A 21539-nucleotide genomic window follows, 5' to 3' on the forward strand; every position below is an offset into this window, starting at 1 on the left:
ACCTCAACTTCGAATCAGTAGGTGATCATGGGGTTTCGTAAACCGAAACCGGTCCCGTTCCGCAGTCCCGGTGAGGTGGACGCCATGGCGGCCGCCGGTGCGATCGTCGGCCGTGCACTGGTGGCTGTCCGCGAAGGCGCCAAGCCCGGGGTGAGCACGCTCGAACTCGATGCGATCGCCGAGGCCGTCATCCGTGACGCCGGTGCGGTCCCGTCGTTCCTCGGGTACCACGGGTTCACCGGTTCGATCTGCAGTTCGGTGAACGAGGTCGTGGTGCACGGCATCCCGTCGAAAGACGTGGTGCTGGCCGAGCACGATCTGGTCTCGATCGACTGCGGTGCGATCCTCGACGGCTGGCACGGTGATTCGGCGTGGACCTTCGGTATCGGCGAGTTGTCGCAGGCCGACTCCGATCTCAACGACGCCACGCGACTGGCTCTCGAAGCCGGTATCGCGGCGATGGTCGATGGCGGGCGTCTGACCGACATCTCCCACGCGATCGAGACCGCAACGCGGGCCGCGGAGAAGACCTTCGGTCGCGAGTTCGGAATCGTGGACGGCTACGGCGGTCACGGTATCGGGCGCGAGATGCACCTCGATCCGTTCCTGGCCAATGAGGGCAAACCCGGGCGGGGCCCGGTTCTGGTGATCGGGTCGACGCTGGCCATCGAGCCGATGTTGTCGCTCGGCACGGTGGATACCACTGTGCTCGAAGATGATTGGACCGTTGTCACGAACGACGGCAGCCGCGCCTCCCACTGGGAACACACTGTTGTGGTCACCGGCGACGGGCCGCGAATTCTCACCACCCGGCCCTGAAGCCGGGTACGCCGGACCTACACCTCGAGAGCGATGGTGACCGGTCCGTCGTTGACCAATGCCACGTGCATATGGGCCCCGAAGCGTCCGGTTTCGACGTGGGCGCCCAGCGCACGTAGTGCGGAGATGACCTTCTCGACAAGTGGTTCGGCGACGGGTCCGGGTGCGGCCGCATTCCACGACGGCCGTCGGCCCTTGGCCGTGTTGGCGTACAACGTGAACTGACTGATCGCCAGAATCGGGGCATCGAGATCGGCGGCGGAGCGTTCACCGTCCAAAATGCGCAGGCGCCATATCTTTTCGGCGAGGGTGGCGGCCTGTGCGTCGGTGTCATCGTGGGTGACGCCGATCAGGGCCACCAGTCCCTGCGCGCCGTCGCTCAGCGGTAGCGCGCCGGCCGTTTCTCCATCGATGCTGACCGAGGCCGAGGTGACGCGTTGCAAGAGTGCCTTCACCCGGTCAATTCAACCAGTGGCGAGTTGGTAGGCGACGATGACCTCGACCGGTCCGGTGGGTGCGCTCTCGTCCCCGCCCTGCACAGTCCACAGCGCGGTTGACGTGTCGATGACATCCCGGACCGGATTGCCGATCCCGGGGAGGGGTTCGGTGTAGATGCCCTTCGTGGGACCGCCCGTGCAGCCGTAGACATGAACGTACTGCACGTCGCCGGTCGCCATGGCCATCGGGTTGCGCCCGAGGGTGCACCGGGATCCGTCGGCAAGATCGAGTCCGGCCGGGATATAGGGACTGACGTCCGACATCATCACGAACGTGGCACCCATCGTGCCCAACTCCCGATCGCGTGGGTCGGCGAGACAGGCGGCGGTGTTCTCGGCGGCCTGCCAGCAGAATCTGAGTCCTTCAGGGGTCTCCGAACAGCGGTAACCACCGCTGATGTCCGTGAAGCACTTCAGCGGAGCCAGGGTTTCGACGTCGTGGGTGCTGTAGCCGTCCACAAGCATGCCGTCGCGATCGGGTCCGAACGGGTTGATCGTGCGGACCTCGGTGGCGGCAACGGGAGTGGTCGACTTCGTCGAGCGTTCGGGATCGGGATTCTGCGTGGTGCAACCGCAGAGCAGCGCAATCGAGATTGCGATCAGGGCCACGGCAGTCCGCATGAGTGCGAGACTACGTTCGTCGACTGCCTGTTTGAAGCCTGGCGAGATCATTGACGGCTTTTGAATGACCCTCCAATGGAATGTTGTGGTGGGTGCGTCGGGTTGGATTGTTGTATGACCGGTTTTGGAACGCATGGGGTGTGGGCGGGTTCGTCGGCGCTGTCGCAGGAGCAGGCACAGCAGATCGAGAAGCTGGGCTACGGCGCCATCTGGCTGGGGGGTTCGCCTCCTTCGCTGAGCCCGGCCCGGACGTTGCTCGAGGCCACCGATTCGATTCGCGTGGCCACCGGGATCACCAGTATCTGGAACACAGACCCGGCCGACATCGCCGATCAGTTCAGCGCCTTGGAGGACGATTTCCCCGGCCGCTTCCTACTGGGCGTCGGCGTCAGTCACCCGGAGGCCGTCGACGAATACAAGAGTCCCTATGACGCTCTGTGTGCGTACCTCGACGGCCTCGACAAGGGCGGTGTTCCGGTCGATCGTCGGGTGATCGCCGCACTCGGCCCGCGCATGCTGCGACTGGCCGCGGAGCGTTCATTCGGTTCGCACCCCTATCTGGTTCCGCCTGCCCACACCGAATACGCCCGGATGATCCTCGGCCCGGAGAAGTTCCTCGCCCCTGAACACAAGGTGGTGCTGACCGAGGACGCGCAGCTGGCACGTTCTGTCGGTCGCCCATATGTCGACCAGCCGTACCTTCACCTGCAGAACTACACCAACAACCTCAAACGTTTCGGCTACACCGACGCCGACTTCGCCGATGGCGGCACGGATGCGCTGATCGACGAACTCGTGGCGCACGGCACCGCCGAGGTCGTCCGCGAGAAGATCGACGCCCACCTCGGCCAGGGCGCCGACCACGTGGCCATCCAGGTCCTCGGCGACGTCGACATCGTCGAGGTGCTCAGTCAGCTGATTTGAGCGCGGCCGGCTGTACGGTCTGCCCGGCCAACCGGGCGCGTATCGACGTATCGAGCGCGCGGACCTCGATCGGCACACCGGTCATGTTCGCCATACCGGCCAGCCGTTCGAGGTCATCGGGATCGGACGAGATCAACGTGTTGACGTTCGCGCCACCTGTCCCCAGGTCATTGGCGGACGCGGTGTTCGCCTGGGTCCATCCGCCGCTGCCGTTGTGACCCCAACCATGCGGTATCGCAACAACTCCGGGCTTGATGTCTTCGGTGAGCATCACGGGCAGCGCTATCTGTCCGTGACGCGAGCGGACGGTGACGAGTTCGCCCTCGGCGATGTCGCGGGCCTGGGCATCGACCGGATGCATCCGGGCCGCGTGGGTACGTCCGCCGCGTAGTAGCAGGGGAGCGTTGTGCTGCCAGCTGTTCTCCGAGCGGATCTCACGCATACCGATGAGGCGCAGCGGGAACGACGGGTCCGATGAGTGGTCGAGGCGATCGATCTCGGCGATCAATTCGGGTGCGTCCAAACGGATCTTGCGACTTCGGTGGGTGATGATGCCACGAAGTTGCCCGGGTTCGAGGTGCTCGGCAACGATCTTGCCGTGCGGGAACCTGGTGACCAGCCGGTGGAGGTTCAGGCCCGTCTTGCGCAGTCCGAATCGATCTCCGCCGGTGCCGATCCGGATCAGCAGATCTGACAACAGATCCGGCGTCCAGGGTTTCCCGATGCGGTCGGCGAACCGGTTCCACAGGTGCAGCGCACCGAGCAGCGGGGCCCGGGTCGCCAGTGCGGCAACGAGTTCGTTGATGATCACCCATTCCTCGCGGGCCTCGCCGCGCGGTGCGATCACCGCGTCGGTGGCCTGTTTGAACGGTGTGGTGAACAGTGCCTGGAACGGCAGCAGGAAGTCCGACCGCTCGTACATCGTGGTCGCAGGCAGGATGTAGTCGGCGTGCGCGTTGGTCTCGTTCTGGTAGATGTCGAGTGAGACAAACAGTTCCACCTCGTCGAGCGCCGCACTCAATTCGTCTCCGTTTGGTACCGAGAGCACGGGGTTGCCTGCACTGATGAACATCGCCTTGAGTTGGCCGGGCCCCGGGGTGGTCATCTCCTTCGCCATCACCGATGCCGGAGCGGTCCCGAGTATCTGTGGCAGGCCGCCGATCCGGCTCCGCCGACCGGACCAGGCGAACCGCGGAACACGCTGCAGCGCTGCGACACCCAGGCGTTGACCGGGGATACCGAGATCGCCGAACATCGACCCGCCGACCTCGTCGAGGTTGCCGGCAACCAGGTTCACCATGTCGAGCAGCGCTGTGGTCAGGGTTCCGGTGCGACCGAGCGACGTGCCGACCCGGCCGTACACCGCGGCCCGCTCGGTCGACACCAGGTCGCGGGCGAGTCCGCGGACCGTCTCGGCGTCGACGCCGGTGTGTTCGGCGGTGGTCTCGGGTGAATAGGCCTGCGCCACATCCTTGATCGCCACCAGCCCGGTACTGCGCTCCGCCAACAGTCGTTCGTCCGCGAGGTGCTCGTCGAACATCACGTGAAGCAACGAGAGCAGCAGGAGTGCATCGGTGTCGGGAACGATGGGCTGCCACTCGAACTCGCGGGCCGTCTCGGTACGGCGGGGGTCGACGACCAGCACCCGACCGCCACGTTTGGTGATGGCGGTCAGTCCCTCCCTGATCCGTGGAGAACTCATCACGCTGCCATGGGAGACAACGGGATTGGCACCGATGATGACCAGGAATTGCACCCGGTTGATGTCGGGGATGGGGGAGGTGAGCGGGTTGCCGTACAAGAAGTGACTGGCGGCGAACCGGTTGTTCACGTCTTGTGAGCCGGCCGAATAGATGTGCGGCGTTCCCAGCAGATTCAGGAACATCGCGGCCCACATCACGTGTCCGGCGGAGAACGTCGCCGGATTGCCGAAGTACCAGCCGATGGCCGAGGCGCCGTCGCGTCGGTGCACCGCGGCGAGCTTGCCGGTGATCTCACGCATCGCGGTCTCCCAGGAGACCTGCTCGAACTCGCCGCGATCGTTCTTCCGGAGGGGATGCAGGATGCGGTCGGGGTCGTTGACTATCTCACTGAACGCGATGCCCTTCGGGCAGGCGAAACCCTTCGACAGCGGGTTGTCCGGGTCTGGCCGCAGCGACAGCAGCTTGCCGTCCTCGACGGTCGCGATCATCCCGCACAGTGGTTCACAGATCCGGCAGTAGGTGGTCTTCTCCTGCGCCATGAGACATCTCCCTGGTGACCGGCGTTGGCATCTGACCACGAGTGTTGCACGTCTCGGTCGATCGATGCAGGGAGTTGACAGGGGTTACGGGTCGGAGCGCTCAGGCCGGGGCAGTCGATGCGCGGACGACCAGCCGCGGTTGGAAGCGCACGTGCCGGGGTGGGACGTGCGGACTTCGCGTGGCCTCGCCGACCAGGAGATCGATGGCACTGGAACCGAGTTGCTTGCTCGGTTGGCTGATCGAGGACAACGGCACCACCGCGGCCTTGGCGAAGTCGATGTCGTCGTATCCGATCAGGGCGATGTCGCCGGGCACCGAGACGTCGGCGAGCATCGTCAGGGCCTGCAGGACGCCCATCGCGAGTAGGTCGTTGGCGCAGAAGATGGCGTCGGGGCGCTCGGCGACGGGCCGTCTGCGGATCTCTTCGCCTGCGGCTCGTCCGGCCAGGACGCTGAGCGAGCGGGTCTCGATGACCTCGAGGGTGGCGCCGGGTACCTGTTCGATGGCCTCGCGTGCGCCTTGCAGACGGTCGGCGACCTGACGGATGGCCTGCGGACCGCCGACGAAGGCGATCCGCCGACGTCCGGTGTCGCACAGGTGGCCACAGGCCAGGGCGCCACCGGCGACGTCGTCGACCGATACGGAGGGAAAGGGTGTCTGTTCGCCGTTGCGGTCGACCAGGACCACGGGCGTGCCGCGTAGTTGCAGCGCTTCGAGCCGGCTCAGGTCATCCCCGACCGGTGAGACCAGTACGCCGAAAACCCGTTGCTCGTCGAATGTTTCGATGTAGGTGTGCTCGCGGTCCGCGTCGTCGTCCGAAGTGCCGAGCAGCAGCGTGAGGTTGTTGTCGGTGGCCTGGCGTTCGGCGGCCCGGGCCAGATCGGTGAAGAACGGGTTGCCCACGTCCAGGACGATCAACCCGACACAGCGTGATCGCCCGGCCTTGAGTTGGCGGGCGGCGTCATTGCGGACGAAGCCGAGTTCGGCAATGGCCTTGTGCACCCGATCGACGGTGGCCGGGGCGACCTTGTCGGGGGAGTTCAGCACATTCGAGACGGTGCCGATGGACACGGCGGCGCTCGCCGCCACGTCGCGCATGCTCACCACCATTGCTCGCCTTCTTTCTCGCCGACGCGGACCTCTCCAACCCTGACACCGTGGACCCGCAGTCACCAGGTGACGACGGGTCCACAGGACAGGCTAACGCGGGTTCAGGCGCGTTCGGTGTTCATCGCGCGGGGCGCCAGGCGTGTCAACTGAGTGACGTGTGCGGGCGTCAGCTCTTCGAGAGCGTTGACACCCAGCAGTCGCATGGTGCGTTCGATCTGCTCGGAGAGGATCTCGATGGCGCGGTCCACGCCTGCCTCGCCGCCGGCCATCAGGCCGTAGAGGTAGGCCCGGCCGATCAGGGTGAAGCGGGCCCCGAGTGCGATCGACGCGACGATATCGGCGCCGGACATGATGCCGGTGTCGAGCACGATCTCGGTGTCCTTGCCGACCTCTTGCGCGACCTGCGGCAGCAGGTGGAACGGAATCGGTGCCCGATCGAGTTGGCGGCCACCGTGATTGGACAGCACGATGCCGTCGACACCGAGATCGACAACTGCTTTGGCGTCGGCGACGGTCTGGATGCCCTTGACCACGACCTTGCCCGGCCACTGATCACGGATCCACGCAAGATCCTCGAACGTGACGGTCGGATCGAACATCGTGTCGAGGAGTTCGGCCACCGTGCCCGACCAGCGATCGAGCGAGGCGAATGCCAGCGGTTCGGTGGTGAGGAAGTCGATCCACCACTGCGGCCTGGGCAGTGCGTTGATGACGGTGCCCGGTGTCAGTGCAGGCGGGATGGACATGCCGTTGCGCTTGTCGCGCAGACGTGCGCCCGCGACCGGCACGTCGACGGTCACCAGCAGGGTGTCGTAGCCCGCGGCAGCCGCACGCTCGACAAGTGCCATCGAGCGCTCGCGCTCTTTCCACATGTAGAGCTGGAACCAGTTGCGGCCATTGGGGTTGGCCGCCTTGACGTCTTCGATGGACGCGGTGCCCATCGTCGACAGCGCGAACGGGATCCCGGCCCTGGCCGCCGCGTGGGCGCCGGCGATCTCGCCTTCGGTCTGCATCATCCGGGTGAAACCGGTGGGTGCGATACCGAACGGCAGTGCCACCGGGGCGCCGAAGACGTCCCAGCCGGTGTTCACCTTCGAGACGTCGCGCAGGATCGCCGGGTTGAATTGGATGTCGTTGAATGCCTCGCGGGCGCGGCTGATCGAGATCTCCGCCTCCGCCGACCCGTCGGTGTAGTCGAAGGCCGGGCGCGGGGTCCGCCGCTTGGCGATCTTGCGCAGGTCTTCGATGGTCAGTGCTGAGTCGAGCCGACGCTTCTTGGCATTGATCTCGGGCTTTTTGAACTTCATCAGTGGCGCCAGGTCGTGGACCTTGGGGAACTGCCGTTTCATCGTGATACCCCTACAAAATCGTTGCGATGCCGGCCGGTCGTACGTGGCTCGTATCGCTCTGGTGGGAAAGTTGCGGCGACCATCGCGCGTGCGCTCTCGAGGTCGTCGGCGATCAATTGCTGGGCCCGGGCGGTGATCAGGACATTACCGATCGCTGTCGCCTCGACGGGTCCGGCGAGGACCGGCATGCCGAGTCGGTCCGCGGTGAGCTGGCACAGCAGCCGGTTCCGGGCTCCGCCGCCCACCAGGTGGACGGTGTCGACCGCGGTGCCGGACAGCGACGCCGCCTCCTGCACCCGTCGGGCGAAGGCGCCGGCGAGGCTCTCGAGGATTGCCCGCACCATCTGCGCCGGTTCGGCCGGTTCCGGCAGGCCGCGGGCGGTGTACCACCGCGCGATCCGGGCCGGCATGTCACCGGGGGAGAGGAACTCGGGGTCGTCGGTGTCGAAGAGTTCTGCCGGTGGCTTTGCAGCGGCGGCCTGATCGAGCAGTTCGGCCAGATCGATGGTGGCGCCGGAGCGTTCCCATTGCCGCACCGACTCGCTGAGCAGCCACAGACCCATCACGTTCCGCAGGAACCGGATCCGGCCGTCGGCCCCGACCTCGTTGGTGAAGTTGGCGACCCGGGCCGCCGGGTCGGTGACCCGTGAGGTCAACTCGACCCCGACCAGGCCCCAGGTGCCACACGAGATGTACGCCGACGACTCCGGCCGCATCGGCACGGCGACCACTGCGGACGCGGTGTCGTGGGACGCGACGGCATTGACCGACATCGACGACGACAGACCCAGCCCTGATGCGACGTCCGGCAGCAGCCGGCCCAATTGCGATCCGGGTTCGATCACACCGGGGAACAGGTCCGTCGGCAGTCCGAGGATGCGGTGCAGTTCGTCGTCCCACTGCCCGTCGGCACCGAGCAGTCCGGTGGTCGAGGCGTTGGTGCGCTCAGTGGCCATCTCGCCGGTCAGCCAGTACCCGATCAGGTCGGGAACGAGCAGTGCCCGATCGGCCAATTCGAGGGTGCCTGCCTGCTTCTCGGCCATCAGTTGGTAGATGGTGTTGAAGGGCAGGAACTGCAAACCGTTGCGGGCGTACAGATCTGACGGGTCGATGGCGCTGTGCACCGCCGAGACGCCGCCGTTGTTGCGGTCGTCGCGGTAGTGGTACGGCAGTCCCAACAGGCGTCCGTCACGGAGCAGCCCGTAGTCGACGGCCCAGGAATCGACACCGATCCCGGCGAGGTCGTCGGCCTCGCGGCCGGCCGCCGCGAGCCCGCCGCGGATGTGCGCGAAGAGTCCGGGGACATCCCAGTGCAGCGCGGTCCGGTGACCGTCCCAGATCGGGAGCGGACCGTTGGCGAACCGGGTCACCTCCCGGATCTGCAAGCGATCCGGGCCGACCTCGGCCAACATCACCCGGCCGCTGGTGGCGCCGAGATCGACAGCCGCCAGCTTCCGGGTCCGTCTGCGGGAACTCATCGCAGGAATGCCGCCGCGACACCGGCGTCGACCGGCACATGCAGTCCGGTGGTGTGCGACATGTCAGAGCTGCAGAGCACAAACGCGGCGTTGGCGATGTTCTCCGGGAGCACTTCCCGCTTGAGGAGGGTGCGCTGCGCGTAGAACTCGCCCAGCTCCTCCTCCGGCACGCCGTAGACCGCGGCGCGCTTGGCGCCCCAGCCGCCTGCGAAGATGCCCGAGCCGCGGACGACTCCGTCGGGGTTGATGCCGTTGACCTTGATCCCGTGCTCGCCGAGTTCGGCGGCCAGCAAACGGACCTGATGCGCCTGGTCGGCCTTGGTCGCGGAGTATGCGATGTTGTTGGGTCCGGCGAACACCGAGTTCTTCGACGAGATGTAGAGGATGTCGCCACCCATCTGCTGGTCGATTAGGGCCTTGGCGGCCGCCTTCGACACCAGGAACGAGCCGCGGGCCATCACGTTGTGCTGCAGATCCCAGTCGGCTGCAGTGGTTTCCAGCAGCGACTTCGACAGCGACAGTCCGGCGTTGTTGACCACGAGGTCGATACCACCGAAGGCCAGCACGCAGGCATCGACCGCGGCCTGGACCTGGGCTTCATCGGTGACGTCGGCGCGGACACCGATCGCGACATCGGTCGATCCGATCTCGGCAGCGGCGGCCTTTGCCTTCTCCTCGTCGAGGTCGGCGATGACCACGCAGGCACCTTCGGCGGCCAGGCGGTTCGCGATGGCCTTGCCGATACCCGAGGCCGCGCCGGTCACCAGGGCGATCCGGGTGGCAAGCGGCTTCGGCTTGGGCATCCGGGCGAGCTTGGCCTCTTCCAGGGCCCAGTACTCGATGTTGAACTTCTCGACCTCGTCGATGGGCAGGTACGTCGAGACGGACTCGGCGCCGCGCATCACGTTGATCGCGTTGAGGTAGAACTCGCCGGCCACCCGTGCGGTCTGCTTGTTCTTGCCGTAGCTGAACATTCCGACGCCCGGGATGAGGATGATCGCCGGATCGGCGCCGCGCATCGCGGGGGAGTCCTCGGTGGCGTGGCGGTTGTAGTAGGCGGTGTAGTCGGCCCGGTAGGACTCGTGCAGTTCCTTCAGGCGGGTGATGCAGTCCTCGATCGACGCGTCAGCAGGCAGATCGAGCACCATCGGCTTGACCTTGGTGCGCAGGAAGTGATCCGGGCAGGACGTGCCGAGCGAGGCGAGCCGGGGATGCTCGGCGGCGGTGAGGAACTCGAGCACCGGATCGGAGTCGTTGAAGTGTCCGACCTGGGCGTTGTCGGTCGATGCCAGTCCACGCAGCGTCGGCGCGAGGGCGGCGGCCTTGGCTGCCCGCTCGGCCGGACTCAGTGGGCCGAAACCGCGGAGCGGGGGACCGAACGGCGCCGACTTGCCGTTGACGGCCAGGTAGTCCTCTGCGGCGGAGATGATCTCGAGCGAATTGGCTTCGGCCTCTTCGGACGTCTCGCCCCACGCGGTGATTCCGTGTCCACCGAGGATGCAACCGATGGCCTGCGGGTTCTGCTTCTTGACCTCGGAGATGTCGAGACCGAGCTGGAAGCCGGGACGACGCCACGGCACCCAGATGACCCGATCGCCGAAGATCTTCTTGGTGATCGCCTCGCCGTCGGATGCCGTCGCCAGGGCGATACCCGAATCGGGATGCAGGTGATCGACGTGCGCGGCGTCGACCAGGCCGTGCATGGCGGTGTCGATCGACGGCGCGGCGCCACCGCGGCCATGAAGGGTGTAGTCGAATGCTGCGACCATCTCGTCTTCGCGATCGAGGCCCGGGTAGACGTCGACCAGCGCCCGCAGGCGGTCGAGGCGCAGCACCGCGAGTCCGCCCTCGGTGAGGGTTCCGAGATCTCCGCCCGAACCCTTCACCCACATCAGATCGACGTCCTGGCCGGTGACGGGATCACGGTCGACGCCCTTGGCGGAGGTGTTACCGCCCGCGTAGTTCGTGTTCTTGGGATCGGCGCCGAGGCGGTTGGAACGTTCGATGAGTTGTTTGACGGTCGGGTTGGTCATTGCATTCCTTACAGATATCGACAAGACAGAAATTGAAAACTGAAAAATCTCAGCGAAAACTCAAGCGCCCCAAGACGACTGGGTTCCACCGACGCGCTCGGCCACGATCTTCTCCCGGTAGCCCGACTCGGCGTATGCGGCCATCGGATCGGCGGGCAGTCCGCGCTCGGCGCGCCACAGTGCGAGCTCGGGCCGGACATCGGTGTAGAACGCGTCCATGAAGATCCCGTTGGCGCCAAGCACATCTCCGGCATCCTGCGCCGCGGTCAGCGCCTCGGTGTCGACCAGCAATGCGCGGGCCGTCATCTCCTGGACGTTGAGCACCGAACGGAGCTGACCGGGGACCTTCTCCTCGACGTTGTGGCACTGGTCGAGCATCAGCGCGACGGGCGAACCGGTGGCCAGGCCACCGCCGCGGATCACCTCGAACATGATGCGGAACAGCTGGAACGGGTCGGCGGCCCCGACGATCAGGTCGTCGTCGGCGTAGAACCGGGAGTTGAAGTCGAACGAACCGAGCTTTCCCAGACGCAACAGCTGGGCAACGATGAACTCGATGTTGGTCCCGGGTGCGTGGTGGCCGGTGTCGAGGCAGACCAGTGCCCGCTCGCCGAGTGCACTGACCTGGGCGTACGACGTGCCCCAGTCCGGAACGTCGGTCATGTAGACGGCCGGTTCGAAGAACTTGTACTCGAGCACCATCCGCTGCTCGTCGCCGATGTGCTGATAGATCGTGGACAGCGACTCGGCGAGCCGGTCCTGGCGGCCGCGGATGTCGCCCTGGCCGGGGTAGTTGGTGCCGTCGGCGAGCCAGATCTTCAGGTCGCGCGAGCCGGTCTCGTTCATGACCTCGATGCAGGCGAGGTGATGATCGATGGCCTTTTGCCGGATGCTCTTGTCGGTGTGGGTCAGGCTGCCGAACTTGTAGTCGTCGTCCTGGAAGGTGTTGGAGTTGATCGTTCCCAGGCCCACGCCCTGATCTTCGGCGTAGCGGCGCAATGCGGCGAAGTCGTCGACCAGATCCCACGGGATGTGCAGCGCCACGGTGGGAGCCAGGCCGGTGAAGCGGTGGACGGTGGCGGCGTCGGCGATCTTCTCCTGCACCGTGCGCGGGGTCCCGGGGGTTCCGAACACCTTGAATCGGGTGCCGGAGTTGCCGAACGCCCAGGAAGGGAGCTCGATAGCTAGATTCTGAAACGTTTCAATCTTGGCGGCGTCAAAGTTTTTCATGTCAGTTGCTCCCAGCATTGCCGGTCGTTTGTGCGGTGGTGGTTGTAGCGGTGGTGGTTGTTGCGAGGAGCTCAGGGCTGATGGGCCGCCCGTACCGCTCGATCTCGATGTCCTTGAGTTCCTTGCCGCGGGTGTCCGGGGCCCAGATGACTCCGATGATCAGCGCGATGGTCAGGCAGGTGATCAGCAGGAGTCCGACCCAGGCGAGCCCGACCGCCGCCAGCAGGGTGGGGAAGAAGTAGCTCAGCGCACCGGTGGCCGTGCGGACGGCGAAGAACATGACGCCCTGCGCGCTGGCGCGGTACGGGGTGGCGAACAACTCGCTCGCCCACAGGCTGTAGAAGGCCTGCGCGCCGACACCGCTGGAGATGCCCCAGCAGATCGCGAAGATGAGCAAGGTTGTCATGCCGCCATCGGTGAACATGACCAGCACGCCCCAGGCGAAGATGCCGGGAATCGCACCGAGGGCGAACAGTAGACGCTGCGACATGTGGTCGGCCAGGCGCATGAAGACGAAATAGGTGGACAGCACGGTCATACCCCAGACCAGGACCTGGAGCAGATTCTGCTGGACCTCGCTGTGCAGGCCTGCGGTTTCGTAGACGCGCGGCATGAAGATTCCGGCCTGTCCGGCGACGGTGTTCCAGAAGCCGTAGATACCGATGAGCACCAGCAACGCGGTGATGTTCACCTTCTTGGAGAACAGGCCGCGCAGACCTGCGCCGCCCGAGGTGGCGACCGGCGCCGGCGTCGAGCCGGCGTTTGCGGTTGCGTTCGCGTTCTCCAGGCTTTCTTCTGTCCAGAGCTTCGACTCGGTCAGGCCCTGACGAATCCACCAGACCACTGCGGCGACCACGAACAGGTGCAGGAATATCAGGCGTGAACCGAGCAGCTCGAGCGGTGCGAGTGCGGCGGCCAGGGCAAAGCCGATCAGGGGGCCGACCGACCAGGCGAGCTGAGCGGTACCGACGTGTTTGGCCCGGGCACCCGAAGGGGCCTGCTCGGCGATGTAGGTCCACGACGCCGGAACGCCTGCACCGACAGCCAGACCGGTTATTACGAACGCGATCATCAACATGCCGAAGTTGAAGGCAAAGGCCGCGATCAGCACGCCGACCATGTAGACCATCAGGTCGTATGTGTAGATCGCCTTGCGTCCGTAGCGATCACACAGTGGACCGCCGATGGCCGCACCGACGGCGGCGCCGAACGCGTTGGCGCTCAGTGCGGCGAGCAAGCCGACAGCAAAGTTGCTGATGCCGAACTCGTCTTGCCAGAAACCGAGGCTGGTGGCGATCGCGATGATCGATCCGGCTTCGATGTAGTTGGACATGGCAACAGAGATCGTTGCCTTCCAACCGGTGGTTTTCTTGGCCCCGAGTTTCATGGTTTCTCCTCATGGGGTGTGGGCGCAGGGTAATTGGTCCGGCTCGGACGAAGCGCTCGGGTGGGTGCCGAATGTGACACGGCCGATAGATCCGATCCGGATGAAGAATCGGTCAGGCGAGATGGAAGTAGTGGTCGAGCTCGGCCATCGTGGTGTCGGGGCCGGACGTGGGATCGGCGAAGTACTGCGCCATGGTGGCCTGCCACAGGGTGTTCACCGCGGTCTGGGCCATCAGTTCGCGGGCCCGGTCGAAGTTCTCGGTTTCCACGTACCCGACCACCAGTCCGGTGCCGGGCTGCAGGAACAACGAGTAGTTGGACCAGCCGGTCTCGCGCAGTGCGTCGAGCATCTCCGGCCAGACATTCTCGTGGGCAGCGAGGTAGTCGTCGATGCGGTCGGGCCGCAGGTTCATGGTGAAACACACCCGCTGACGTGGAATGTCGGCTGATGTCTCGGTAACCGTTTCCGGTTGTTCGTGCTGCATGGGCCCGTCGCCAATCGATAGTTTGAAACGTTTCAATCCGTGAGTGCGGTCACCGTAAACTGAACTGAAGGATCGCGTCAAGACCGGAATCGGGGCGATCGGGGGAGCTTCGGGGGTACCCGGGTCCACCGGACAATGCGCTTATTTGTCCTGAGCTGCGCGGCAGCGTAATGTTGATCAACGGTGCGCACGCGCGCCGGATTGTTTTCGTGCCCAGATTTGCAGAGCTTGCTCGATACGCCTGCCGACTGCCACCAAAAGAGCCCGGGTCACGTGTGTGTCATGACGGTAATCGAAGACAACTGTTCAGGTGTGGTCAACACACCAGAATCGTGGAGGCTATGGCCAAAGAAGGCGCCATCGAGGTGGAGGGCCGCGTTGTCGAACCCCTGCCCAATGCGATGTTCCGCATTGAGCTGGAGAACGGCCACAAGGTACTCGCCCACATCAGCGGCAAGATGCGGCAGCACTACATCCGCATCCTGCCGGAAGACCGCGTGGTCGTGGAGCTTTCGCCCTACGACCTGACTCGCGGCCGGATCGTTTACCGATACAAGTAAGACCCAACAGACTTCCCGGACCCCTCCGGGTAGGACAACCAGCTGGGGTGCGGCTATAAGGCTGTGCCCTGTGCTTTGAAGTAGATCCGTGCTGAGCGACCAAGGTCGGTCTCAGCACAGGCAAAGGAGAGAGTGACGTGAAGGTTAAACCGAGCGTCAAGCCGATCTGCGAGAAGTGCAAGGTGATTCGGCGTAACGGCCGCGTCATGGTGATCTGCGAGAACCTGCGTCACAAGCAGCGTCAGGGCTGATCAGCACTTCGACCCGATCGCTTGTAAGAGCGACACAACTTCATACAGGCAACAAAAGAAGACCTCTCAACACCAGCGGACTCACACAGGAGTCCGCCTACCCCCGGCACGGAGGCCGGGGCCCTGCAAGAGTCGGGGACGGATTGGGAGCAGACCTCCGAGAACCAAAGGAAACGCCACATGGCACGTGTTGCTGGTGTTGATCTTCCGCGCGAAAAGCGCCTGGAGATCGCACTCACGTACATCTATGGAGTTGGTCGTACCACCTCCAAGGAGATCCTTGCTGCCACCGGCCTGTCGGCCGACCTGCGCGCCAAGGACCTCACTGACGAAGACGTCCTGAAGCTTCGTGAATACCTCGAATCCTCGGTCAAGGTCGAAGGTGACCTGCGTCGCGAGGTGCAGGCCGACATTCGTCGCAAGATCGAAATCGGCTGCTACCAGGGTCTGCGTCACCGTCGTGGCCTGCCCGTTCGCGGACAGCGCACCAAGACCAACGCTCGGACCCGCAAGGGCCCGAAGAAGACCATCGCCGGGAAGAAGAAGTAATCCATGCCTCCTAAGTCACGTAGCGCCGGCCCCAAGAAGGGCACTCGTCGTCGCGAGAAGAAGAACGTCCCGCACGGCAGCGCGCACATCAAGAGCACGTTCAACAACACCATCGTCTCGATCTCTGATCCTGCCGGAAACGTCATCGCCTGGGCTTCGTCCGGACATGTCGGCTTCAAGGGTTCGCGTAAGAGCACCCCGTTCGCGGCACAGCTTGCTGCCGAGAACGCTGCCCGCAAGGCGCAGGAGCACGGCGTCAAGAAGGTCGACGTCTTCGTTAAGGGCCCGGGTTCGGGTCGTGAGACTGCTATCCGATCACTTCAGGCCGCTGGCCTCGAGGTCGGCACCATTTCCGATGTCACCCCGCAGCCGCACAACGGCTGCCGCCCGCCCAAGCGGCGCCGGGTTTAATCGGAAAGAAGAGGACTTTAAAAAATGGCTCGTTATACCGGACCCGCAACCCGCAAATCTCGTCGTCTGCGCGTCGACCTCGTCGGCGGAGACCAGGCGTTTGAGCGTCGCCCCTACCCGCCCGGCCAGCATGGTCGCGCGAGGATCAAGGAGAGCGAATACCTGCTCCAGCTGCAGGAGAAGCAGAAGGCTCGCTTCACCTACGGCGTCATGGAAAAGCAGTTCCGTCTCTACTACGCAGAGGCCAACCGTCGTAACGGCAAGACCGGTGACGAGCTGCTGCGTCTGCTCGAGACCCGTCTTGACAACGTCGTCTACCGCGCCGGACTCGCTCGTACCCGCCGCCAGGCGCGTCAGATGGTCAGCCATGGCCACCTCACCGTCAATGGTGTGAAGGTCGACGTGCCCAGCTACCGCGTCTCTCGTTACGACATCATCGATGTCCGCCCGAAGTCGCTGCAGACTGTTCCGTTCCAGATCGCCAAGGAGATCCAGGGCGATCGCAAGGCTCCGGGTTGGCTGCAGGTCGTGCCCGGCACGCTGCGCATCCTGGTGCACTCGGAGCCCGAGCGCGCACAGATCGACGTGCCTCTGTCCGAGCAGCTCATCGTCGAGTTCTACTCGAAGTAATCGCCGGTTGTCGGATCCATATGTCCGGCAGCGCGTTCGGCACCTAATCGGCCGTCATATAGCGGGCGTCCAAGAGGAGAAGAAGTTTCAATGCTGATTTCACAGCGACCCACACTGTCCGAAGAGATCATCTCGGGAGATCGCTCGAAGTTCGTCATCGAGCCGCTCGAGCCAGGTTTCGGGTACACGCTCGGCAACTCGCTGCGCCGTACCCTGCTGTCGTCGATTCCCGGAGCCGCTGTCACCAGCATCCGGATCGACGGAGTCCTGCACGAGTTCACCACCGTCCCCGGAGTCAAGGAAGACGTCACCGACATCATCCTGAACCTCAAGGGCCTGGTCGTGAGCTCCGAAGAGGACGAGCCGGTCACCATGTACGTGCGCAAGCAGGGCCCCGGTGCTGTCACCGGTGCCGACATCGTGCCCCCGGCCGGTGTCACCGTGCACAACCCGGACCTGCACATCGCCACCCTGAACGACAAGGGCAAGTTGGAGATCGAGCTCGTCGTCGAGCGCGGTCGCGGCTATGTCCCCGCCGTCCAGAACAAGGCGTCCGGCGCCGAGATCGGCCGTATCCCGGTCGACTCGATCTACTCGCCGGTTCTCAAGGTCACGTACAAGGTGGAGGCCACCCGCGTCGAGCAGCGCACCGACTTCGATCGGCTCGTTCTCGATGTGGAAACCAAGAACTCGATCTCCGCGCGGGACGCACTGGCCTCGGCCGGTAAGACCCTCGTCGAGCTGTTCGGTCTGGCCCGTGAACTCAATATCGAAGCAGAAGGTGTGGAGATCGGACCCTCGCCCGCCGAGGCCGATCACATCGCGTCGTTCAGCCTTCCGATCGAAGACCTCGAACTCACCGTTCGGTCGTACAACTGCCTCAAGCGCGAGGGAGTGCACACCGTCGGCGAGCTGGTGGCCCGGACCGAATCGGACCTGCTGGACATCCGCAACTTCGGCCAGAAGTCCATCGACGAGGTCAAGGTCAAGCTGCACGCACTCGGCCTGGCACTCAAGGACAGCCCCGCGAGCTTCGATCCGTCCCAGGTGGCCGGATACGACGTCGCGACCGGTACCTGGACCGATGACACTTCCTTCTCCGACGCCGATGCCGGCGAGGATTTCGCAGAAACCGAACAGCTCTAACAAGACCCCCAGCTCACGGCCGAGAGGTCGAGAGCGAACCCTAGGAGTTCGAAATGCCCAAGCCCACAAAGGGTACCCGCCTCGGCGGGTCGGCTTCGCACCAGAAAGCGATGCTGGCGAACCTCGCCACCTCGCTCTTCGAGCACGGCCGGATCACCACCACCGAGACCAAGGCAAAGCGTCTCCGCCCGTACGCGGAAAAGCTGATCACCCACGCGAAGGCCGGTAACCTGGCTCATCGCCGTGAGGTGCTGAAGGTCATCCGCAACAAGGACATCGTGCATGCCCTGTTCGCCGAGATCGGCCCGTTCTACGCGGACCGCGACGGCGGCTACACCCGCATCGTCAAGACTCTGCCGCGCAAGGGCGACAACGCCCCCATGGCAGTGATCGAGCTGGTTCGGGACAAGACCGCTTCGTCGGAAGCCGATCGCGCCACCCGCGCAGCGGCCTCGAAGAAGAAGTCTGAAGAAGCCGCAACCGAGGACAACGTGGTCGAGGCTGTTGAAGCCGACGCCACCGACGCCGAGGTTGAGAACGCTGAAGCTGTGGCCGAGGCTGTCGACGAAGAGTCGACTGCTGCCACCGCTGTTGACGCCAAGACCGACGAGAAGTAGTCGGTCACTGAGCGAGTCAGTGACCCAAGAGCCCGCCACCGGATTTTCCGGTGGCGGGTCTCGTCATTTCGAGGGACCGCTCGTCCGGCTGCGGATGCAGATCGGTTACGACGGAACCGACTTCGCGGGCTGGGCCAGACAACCCGGCCTGCGAACAGTGTGTGGCGTGCTGGAGGAGACCCTCGGCACCGTGCTGCGGGAACCGGTGACGCTCACCGTTGCCGGCCGCACCGACGCCGGCGTTCACGGCACCGGGCAGGTGGCACATTTTGATGTGCCCGAAGTTGCCTTGCAAACCCGGTCGATAGACGGGGACCCGGCCAAACTCGTTCGGCGGCTTGCCAAGATGCTGCCCACCGATGTGCGGGTCAAGGACATCGAGGAAGCGCCCGCGGAGTTCGACGCGCGCTTTTCTGCCCTGCGCCGCCACTACGAATACCGACTGACCGACGATCCCTGGGGCGCTGAGCCGGTGGTCGCGCGCACCACAGCCGCCTGGAGTCGGCCGCTCAACGCCGACCTCCTGGAGGAAGCGGCCTCAACGCTGCTCGGCCTCAACGACTTCGCGGCATTCTGCAAGCGCCGCGAGGGCGCCACGACAGTTCGGGATCTCCAGCAGTTCACGTGGATGCGCGATGACTATGGCGTTCTGGTCGCACAGGTGAGTGCGGATGCGTTCTGCTGGTCGATGGTTCGCTCACTGGTCGGTGCCGTGGCGACCGTCGGCGAAGGGCGTCGCTCGGTGGACTGGTGCGCGGGACTGCTGCAGCAGCGGGCGCGCTCCAGTGAGGTCCCGGTGGCGCCTGCATGTGGTTTGACGCTGATCGGTGTGGACTATCCACCCGATAGTGCACTGGCGCAACGTAATGCGATCACTCGCGAGACGCGGGCCGCGATCGAACCGTCCGGCTGCTGCGGAGACTGACCCACCCCCGATGATGTGGCCTTCTGGCGGTGTTCACCTGGGGCTTTGTTCGCCAGAACGGCACACTTTCGCGGTATTGGCTCCTATCGTTGAGACCCTGGTCGCGATCAGTTTCTGAGTTTGAATCCCCGCGAGTCCCGGACGCCGCCGGTGAACATCATGATCGCGTCGATGAAGACCCAGATACTCAGCCCGAGCAGGATGAGGTAGCCGATCAGGATGATTGCCAGCAACCACCCGAGGATGAGCGTGATCAGCTGGGCAACTGCGATTCCGTTGTGTCCCAGGTAGAAGCGACCCGCACCGAATCCGCCGAGGAACAGCTGCAGTAAGCCTGCCGAGATCTTCGACTTGTCCGACAACGGTTCTCCGCTGTACGGATCGCGACCATAGGGTGCGGTGGGGTCGAATCCGAAACCGGGGTGGCCATAGGCCGGTGCACCGTATATCGGTTGGCCATAAGGCATGACAGGATATGCCGCGGCGTGCGGGTCTGTGCCGGCCGGTGGCATATATGGCGCCGGGTAGGCAGGCGGAATCCCTGGCAACGACTGCGCAGGGTTCTGCCAATCCGGTTGTTGAGAACCGTCGAAGGGGCCCGGATGGTTCACGGTGTCCTTGTCTGAGGTGTCGGGTGATCAGGACGTGTAGTACGGGTCTCCGCGTCGCATCGTGGTGGAGGGGAAGTCGTCTGCCACGGTCGCGGCCATCTCGACCAGTGCGCGACGGGTGTCCTTGCTGAGGAGATCGAGATCGACCTCGGCGCCCTCGGCGAGGTGGTCGTCGAACGGGATCTGCTGTACGGCGCGGCATCTGGTCAGGAAGTGGGCGCTGAGCTGGTCGGTGTCGATGGTCGATGCGCCGGGCCGTGACGAGCTGAGAACCACGACCGCTCCTGACACCAGATGCCCGAACCCGTGGGCCTGCAGCCAGTCGAGTGTCGCTCCGGCGCTGCGTGCCCCGTCGATGGCAGGGGAGGTCACCAGGATCAGTGAGTTGGCCATGTCGAGCACACCGTTCATCGCCGAATGGCTCAGGCCGGTGCCGCAATCGGTGATGATGATGTTGTAGAAGCGCTGTAGCACCGTCATCACGCCGCGGTAGTCCGCTTCACTGAAGGCCTCGGCCTTGGCCGGATCACGTTCGGACGCAAGTATTTCCAGGCGGCTCGGCGCCTGGGACGTGTGCGCGCGGACGTCGGAGTAGCGGTAGATCGATTCGTCGGCGAGCAGATCGCGCACCGTCGATCGGGTCTGCTGCGGAATGCGTTGCCCGAGAGTGCCCAGGTCGGGATTGGCATCCACGGCGATCACCCGATCGCCACGCAGCGATGCGAATGTCGAGCCCAGACCGACTGTGGTCGTGGTCTTTCCGACGCCGCCCTTGAGTGAGAGGACCGCGATTCGATAGTCGCCGCGGACGGGCTGATTCACGCGTTCGAGTAGTTGTTTGTAGACGAGGTCGTCCGGGGATTCGCCGGGGTTGATGGTGCCCGCCGATAGTTTGTGTACGGTCCGCCGCCATCCGCTGGCCGGTGCGCGGCGAGCTTTTCGGAGCAGTGCCACTTCGTCGAGGCTCGTCGGTGCGGGCGCCGGTGGCTGCCCGGGGGCGTACTGCTGGTGCGGGGGCATCGGCTGCTGTCCCGGAAAGTAGCCGGGCGGCCCCGCCGGATTGCTCTGCGGCGGGATGCCTGCTGGCGGAAAGCCCTGGGGCGGAGGGGATTCACCGTACGGATTGCCGCCGCCATAGGGGCCTGGCCCCGCCGGGCAGGTGGGCGCAGCCGGCGGTTGGTGCGGCGGCCAGAACTGCTGCTCGACCGGGGGTTGTGGCGGGGGAGCGGGTTGCGACGGGTCCGCACCGACGGCATCGGGCGCATGGCCATGGCGGCCCGAGTGCGCCGTCACCGGTGGTGTCTCGGGTCCGGGTGGGCTCGGCGGTGATGCGGCGGCGTGAGGTGGTGTGGGTACGGATGCCTCTGGCGTTGCCGGTACGTCCGGGGCCTGCGGCGCCGTTGGTGATTGATCGGCGCGCTCGAACGCTGCGACATCGATGTCCGCCGCGCTCTGAAGCCATGGTGGTGCCGCCGGCACGTCGGCATTGTTGTAGCTCACAGAAACAGCCCCCCGTTGTTGCACTTCGTCTAACCAGTTGCATTTCGCCTTGCCAGCGATGAAAGCCCCAGGTGTTCCATATATCGAATCCACCCCGCCACCCCTGGATACCGGCGATGATAGACCACCACGATCTCCCGTGGTCGGGTGGAGCGGATGTCCAT

The 21539-nt window shown here is 64.8% G+C and carries 22 protein-coding genes; 10 read left to right on the top strand and 12 right to left on the bottom strand.

Going from position 1 to position 21539, the window contains the following annotated elements:
* Positions 1–27 precede the first annotated feature (27 nt).
* Positions 28–819 carry a type I methionyl aminopeptidase gene (map, locus tag AC1D75_RS09440; protein WP_495514989.1) on the top strand — a complete coding sequence of 264 codons (792 nt, stop codon included), beginning with the start codon at positions 28–30 and terminating at the stop codon, positions 817–819.
* A gap of 17 nt (positions 820–836) precedes the next feature.
* Here map and dtd read toward each other — a convergent pair whose 3' ends face one another.
* A complete protein-coding gene (gene dtd / locus AC1D75_RS09445) occupies positions 837–1274 on the bottom strand; it encodes a D-aminoacyl-tRNA deacylase (protein ID WP_495514990.1) in 438 nt (145 codons plus the stop codon).
* Between the two features lie 9 nt (positions 1275–1283).
* Complete coding sequence (locus tag AC1D75_RS09450) at positions 1284–1937, bottom strand: hypothetical protein (RefSeq protein WP_495514991.1); 654 nt, start codon at positions 1935–1937, stop codon at positions 1284–1286.
* 114 nt (positions 1938–2051) lie between these two features.
* On the opposite strand from AC1D75_RS09450, the gene AC1D75_RS09455 reads away from it, so the two are divergent.
* Positions 2052–2861, top strand: a complete 810-nt coding sequence (locus AC1D75_RS09455; RefSeq protein WP_495514992.1) for an LLM class F420-dependent oxidoreductase — start codon at positions 2052–2054, stop codon at positions 2859–2861.
* On the opposite strand, the gene AC1D75_RS09460 is transcribed toward AC1D75_RS09455, so the two are convergent.
* From AC1D75_RS09460 to AC1D75_RS09495, 8 genes are all read right to left on the bottom strand, one after another.
* A complete protein-coding gene (locus AC1D75_RS09460; protein WP_495514993.1) occupies positions 2845–5103 on the bottom strand; it encodes a molybdopterin-containing oxidoreductase family protein in 2259 nt (752 codons plus the stop codon). The two genes, AC1D75_RS09455 and AC1D75_RS09460, sit on opposite strands and share 17 nt — an antisense overlap.
* Positions 5104–5203: 100 nt before the next feature.
* Positions 5204–6214 (bottom strand): LacI family DNA-binding transcriptional regulator, encoded by a 1011-nt coding sequence (locus tag AC1D75_RS09465; protein ID WP_495514994.1) that lies wholly within the window; start codon positions 6212–6214, stop codon positions 5204–5206.
* A gap of 101 nt (positions 6215–6315) precedes the next feature.
* Complete coding sequence (locus AC1D75_RS09470) at positions 6316–7563, bottom strand: alpha-hydroxy acid oxidase (RefSeq protein WP_495514995.1); 1248 nt, start codon at positions 7561–7563, stop codon at positions 6316–6318.
* Positions 7560–9041 (bottom strand): rhamnulokinase, encoded by a 1482-nt coding sequence (locus AC1D75_RS09475; protein WP_495514996.1) that lies wholly within the window; start codon positions 9039–9041, stop codon positions 7560–7562. Before AC1D75_RS09475 ends, AC1D75_RS09470 begins: the two co-directional genes overlap by 4 nt.
* Positions 9038–11074: a bifunctional aldolase/short-chain dehydrogenase gene (locus AC1D75_RS09480; protein ID WP_495514997.1), complete on the bottom strand. Its 2037-nt coding sequence runs from the start codon at positions 11072–11074 to the stop codon at positions 9038–9040. The genes AC1D75_RS09475 and AC1D75_RS09480 overlap by 4 nt, the downstream gene beginning before the upstream one ends.
* Before the next feature lie 60 nt (positions 11075–11134).
* The gene (gene rhaI / locus AC1D75_RS09485) at positions 11135–12304 is read right to left on the bottom strand and encodes an L-rhamnose isomerase (protein WP_495514998.1); all 1170 of its coding nucleotides are present in this window, start codon (positions 12302–12304) and stop codon (positions 11135–11137) included.
* A 1-nt stretch (position 12305) separates the two neighbouring features.
* Positions 12306–13691 carry an MFS transporter gene (locus tag AC1D75_RS09490; protein WP_495514999.1) on the bottom strand — a complete coding sequence of 462 codons (1386 nt, stop codon included), beginning with the start codon at positions 13689–13691 and terminating at the stop codon, positions 12306–12308.
* 112 nt (positions 13692–13803) lie between these two features.
* Entirely contained in the window at positions 13804–14175 is a 372-nt protein-coding gene (locus AC1D75_RS09495; RefSeq protein ID WP_495515000.1) for an L-rhamnose mutarotase, read from the bottom strand.
* Between the two features lie 341 nt (positions 14176–14516).
* Here AC1D75_RS09495 and infA point away from each other — a divergent pair, with 341 nt between their 5' ends.
* The 8 genes from infA (at position 14517) to truA (ending at position 19264) form a co-directional block, all read left to right on the top strand.
* Positions 14517–14735 (top strand): translation initiation factor IF-1, encoded by a 219-nt coding sequence (gene infA, locus AC1D75_RS09500; RefSeq protein WP_020109371.1) that lies wholly within the window; start codon positions 14517–14519, stop codon positions 14733–14735.
* 137 nt (positions 14736–14872) lie between these two features.
* A complete protein-coding gene (rpmJ, locus tag AC1D75_RS09505; protein WP_026917227.1) occupies positions 14873–14986 on the top strand; it encodes a 50S ribosomal protein L36 in 114 nt (37 codons plus the stop codon).
* A 180-nt stretch (positions 14987–15166) separates the two neighbouring features.
* Positions 15167–15535 (top strand): 30S ribosomal protein S13, encoded by a 369-nt coding sequence (gene rpsM, locus AC1D75_RS09510; protein WP_482135384.1) that lies wholly within the window; start codon positions 15167–15169, stop codon positions 15533–15535.
* A 3-nt stretch (positions 15536–15538) separates the two neighbouring features.
* On the top strand, positions 15539–15946 hold the full coding sequence (gene rpsK / locus AC1D75_RS09515) for a 30S ribosomal protein S11 (RefSeq protein WP_020109368.1): 408 nt from the start codon (positions 15539–15541) through the stop codon (positions 15944–15946).
* Between the two features lie 24 nt (positions 15947–15970).
* Positions 15971–16576 (top strand): 30S ribosomal protein S4, encoded by a 606-nt coding sequence (gene rpsD, locus AC1D75_RS09520; protein ID WP_495515001.1) that lies wholly within the window; start codon positions 15971–15973, stop codon positions 16574–16576.
* A gap of 90 nt (positions 16577–16666) precedes the next feature.
* Positions 16667–17722, top strand: coding sequence for a DNA-directed RNA polymerase subunit alpha (locus AC1D75_RS09525; RefSeq protein WP_020109366.1), 1056 nt, complete (start codon positions 16667–16669; stop codon positions 17720–17722).
* 53 nt (positions 17723–17775) lie between these two features.
* A complete protein-coding gene (rplQ, locus tag AC1D75_RS09530; RefSeq protein ID WP_495515002.1) occupies positions 17776–18339 on the top strand; it encodes a 50S ribosomal protein L17 in 564 nt (187 codons plus the stop codon).
* A 19-nt stretch (positions 18340–18358) separates the two neighbouring features.
* Entirely contained in the window at positions 18359–19264 is a 906-nt protein-coding gene (gene truA, locus AC1D75_RS09535) for a tRNA pseudouridine(38-40) synthase TruA (protein ID WP_495515003.1), read from the top strand.
* A 107-nt stretch (positions 19265–19371) separates the two neighbouring features.
* On the opposite strand, the gene AC1D75_RS09540 is transcribed toward truA, so the two are convergent.
* Both AC1D75_RS09540 and AC1D75_RS09545 read right to left on the bottom strand, forming a co-directional pair.
* Positions 19372–19875: a TM2 domain-containing protein gene (locus AC1D75_RS09540; RefSeq protein WP_495515004.1), complete on the bottom strand. Its 504-nt coding sequence runs from the start codon at positions 19873–19875 to the stop codon at positions 19372–19374.
* A gap of 27 nt (positions 19876–19902) precedes the next feature.
* On the bottom strand, positions 19903–21375 hold the full coding sequence (locus AC1D75_RS09545) for a MinD/ParA family ATP-binding protein (RefSeq protein ID WP_495515005.1): 1473 nt from the start codon (positions 21373–21375) through the stop codon (positions 19903–19905).
* Between the last annotated feature and the right edge of the window lie 164 nt (positions 21376–21539).

Source organism: Williamsia sp. Y712, assembly GCF_059445525.1.

Coding starts and splice junctions, on each gene's coding strand:
- map (WP_495514989.1), top strand. CDS start 28: ATGGGGTTTCGTAAACCGAAACCGGTCCCGTTCCGCAGTCCCGGTGAG.
- AC1D75_RS09450 (WP_495514991.1), bottom strand. CDS start 1,937: ATGCGGACTGCCGTGGCCCTGATCGCAATCTCGATTGCGCTGCTCTGC.
- AC1D75_RS09455 (WP_495514992.1), top strand. CDS start 2,052: ATGACCGGTTTTGGAACGCATGGGGTGTGGGCGGGTTCGTCGGCGCTG.
- AC1D75_RS09460 (WP_495514993.1), bottom strand. CDS start 5,103: ATGGCGCAGGAGAAGACCACCTACTGCCGGATCTGTGAACCACTGTGC.
- AC1D75_RS09465 (WP_495514994.1), bottom strand. CDS start 6,214: ATGGTGGTGAGCATGCGCGACGTGGCGGCGAGCGCCGCCGTGTCCATC.
- AC1D75_RS09470 (WP_495514995.1), bottom strand. CDS start 7,563: ATGAAACGGCAGTTCCCCAAGGTCCACGACCTGGCGCCACTGATGAAG.
- AC1D75_RS09475 (WP_495514996.1), bottom strand. CDS start 9,041: ATGAGTTCCCGCAGACGGACCCGGAAGCTGGCGGCTGTCGATCTCGGC.
- AC1D75_RS09480 (WP_495514997.1), bottom strand. CDS start 11,074: ATGACCAACCCGACCGTCAAACAACTCATCGAACGTTCCAACCGCCTC.
- rhaI (WP_495514998.1), bottom strand. CDS start 12,304: ATGAAAAACTTTGACGCCGCCAAGATTGAAACGTTTCAGAATCTAGCT.
- AC1D75_RS09490 (WP_495514999.1), bottom strand. CDS start 13,691: ATGAAACTCGGGGCCAAGAAAACCACCGGTTGGAAGGCAACGATCTCT.
- AC1D75_RS09495 (WP_495515000.1), bottom strand. CDS start 14,175: ATGCAGCACGAACAACCGGAAACGGTTACCGAGACATCAGCCGACATT.
- infA (WP_020109371.1), top strand. CDS start 14,517: ATGGCCAAAGAAGGCGCCATCGAGGTGGAGGGCCGCGTTGTCGAACCC.
- rpsM (WP_482135384.1), top strand. CDS start 15,167: ATGGCACGTGTTGCTGGTGTTGATCTTCCGCGCGAAAAGCGCCTGGAG.
- rpsK (WP_020109368.1), top strand. CDS start 15,539: ATGCCTCCTAAGTCACGTAGCGCCGGCCCCAAGAAGGGCACTCGTCGT.
- rpsD (WP_495515001.1), top strand. CDS start 15,971: ATGGCTCGTTATACCGGACCCGCAACCCGCAAATCTCGTCGTCTGCGC.
- AC1D75_RS09525 (WP_020109366.1), top strand. CDS start 16,667: ATGCTGATTTCACAGCGACCCACACTGTCCGAAGAGATCATCTCGGGA.
- rplQ (WP_495515002.1), top strand. CDS start 17,776: ATGCCCAAGCCCACAAAGGGTACCCGCCTCGGCGGGTCGGCTTCGCAC.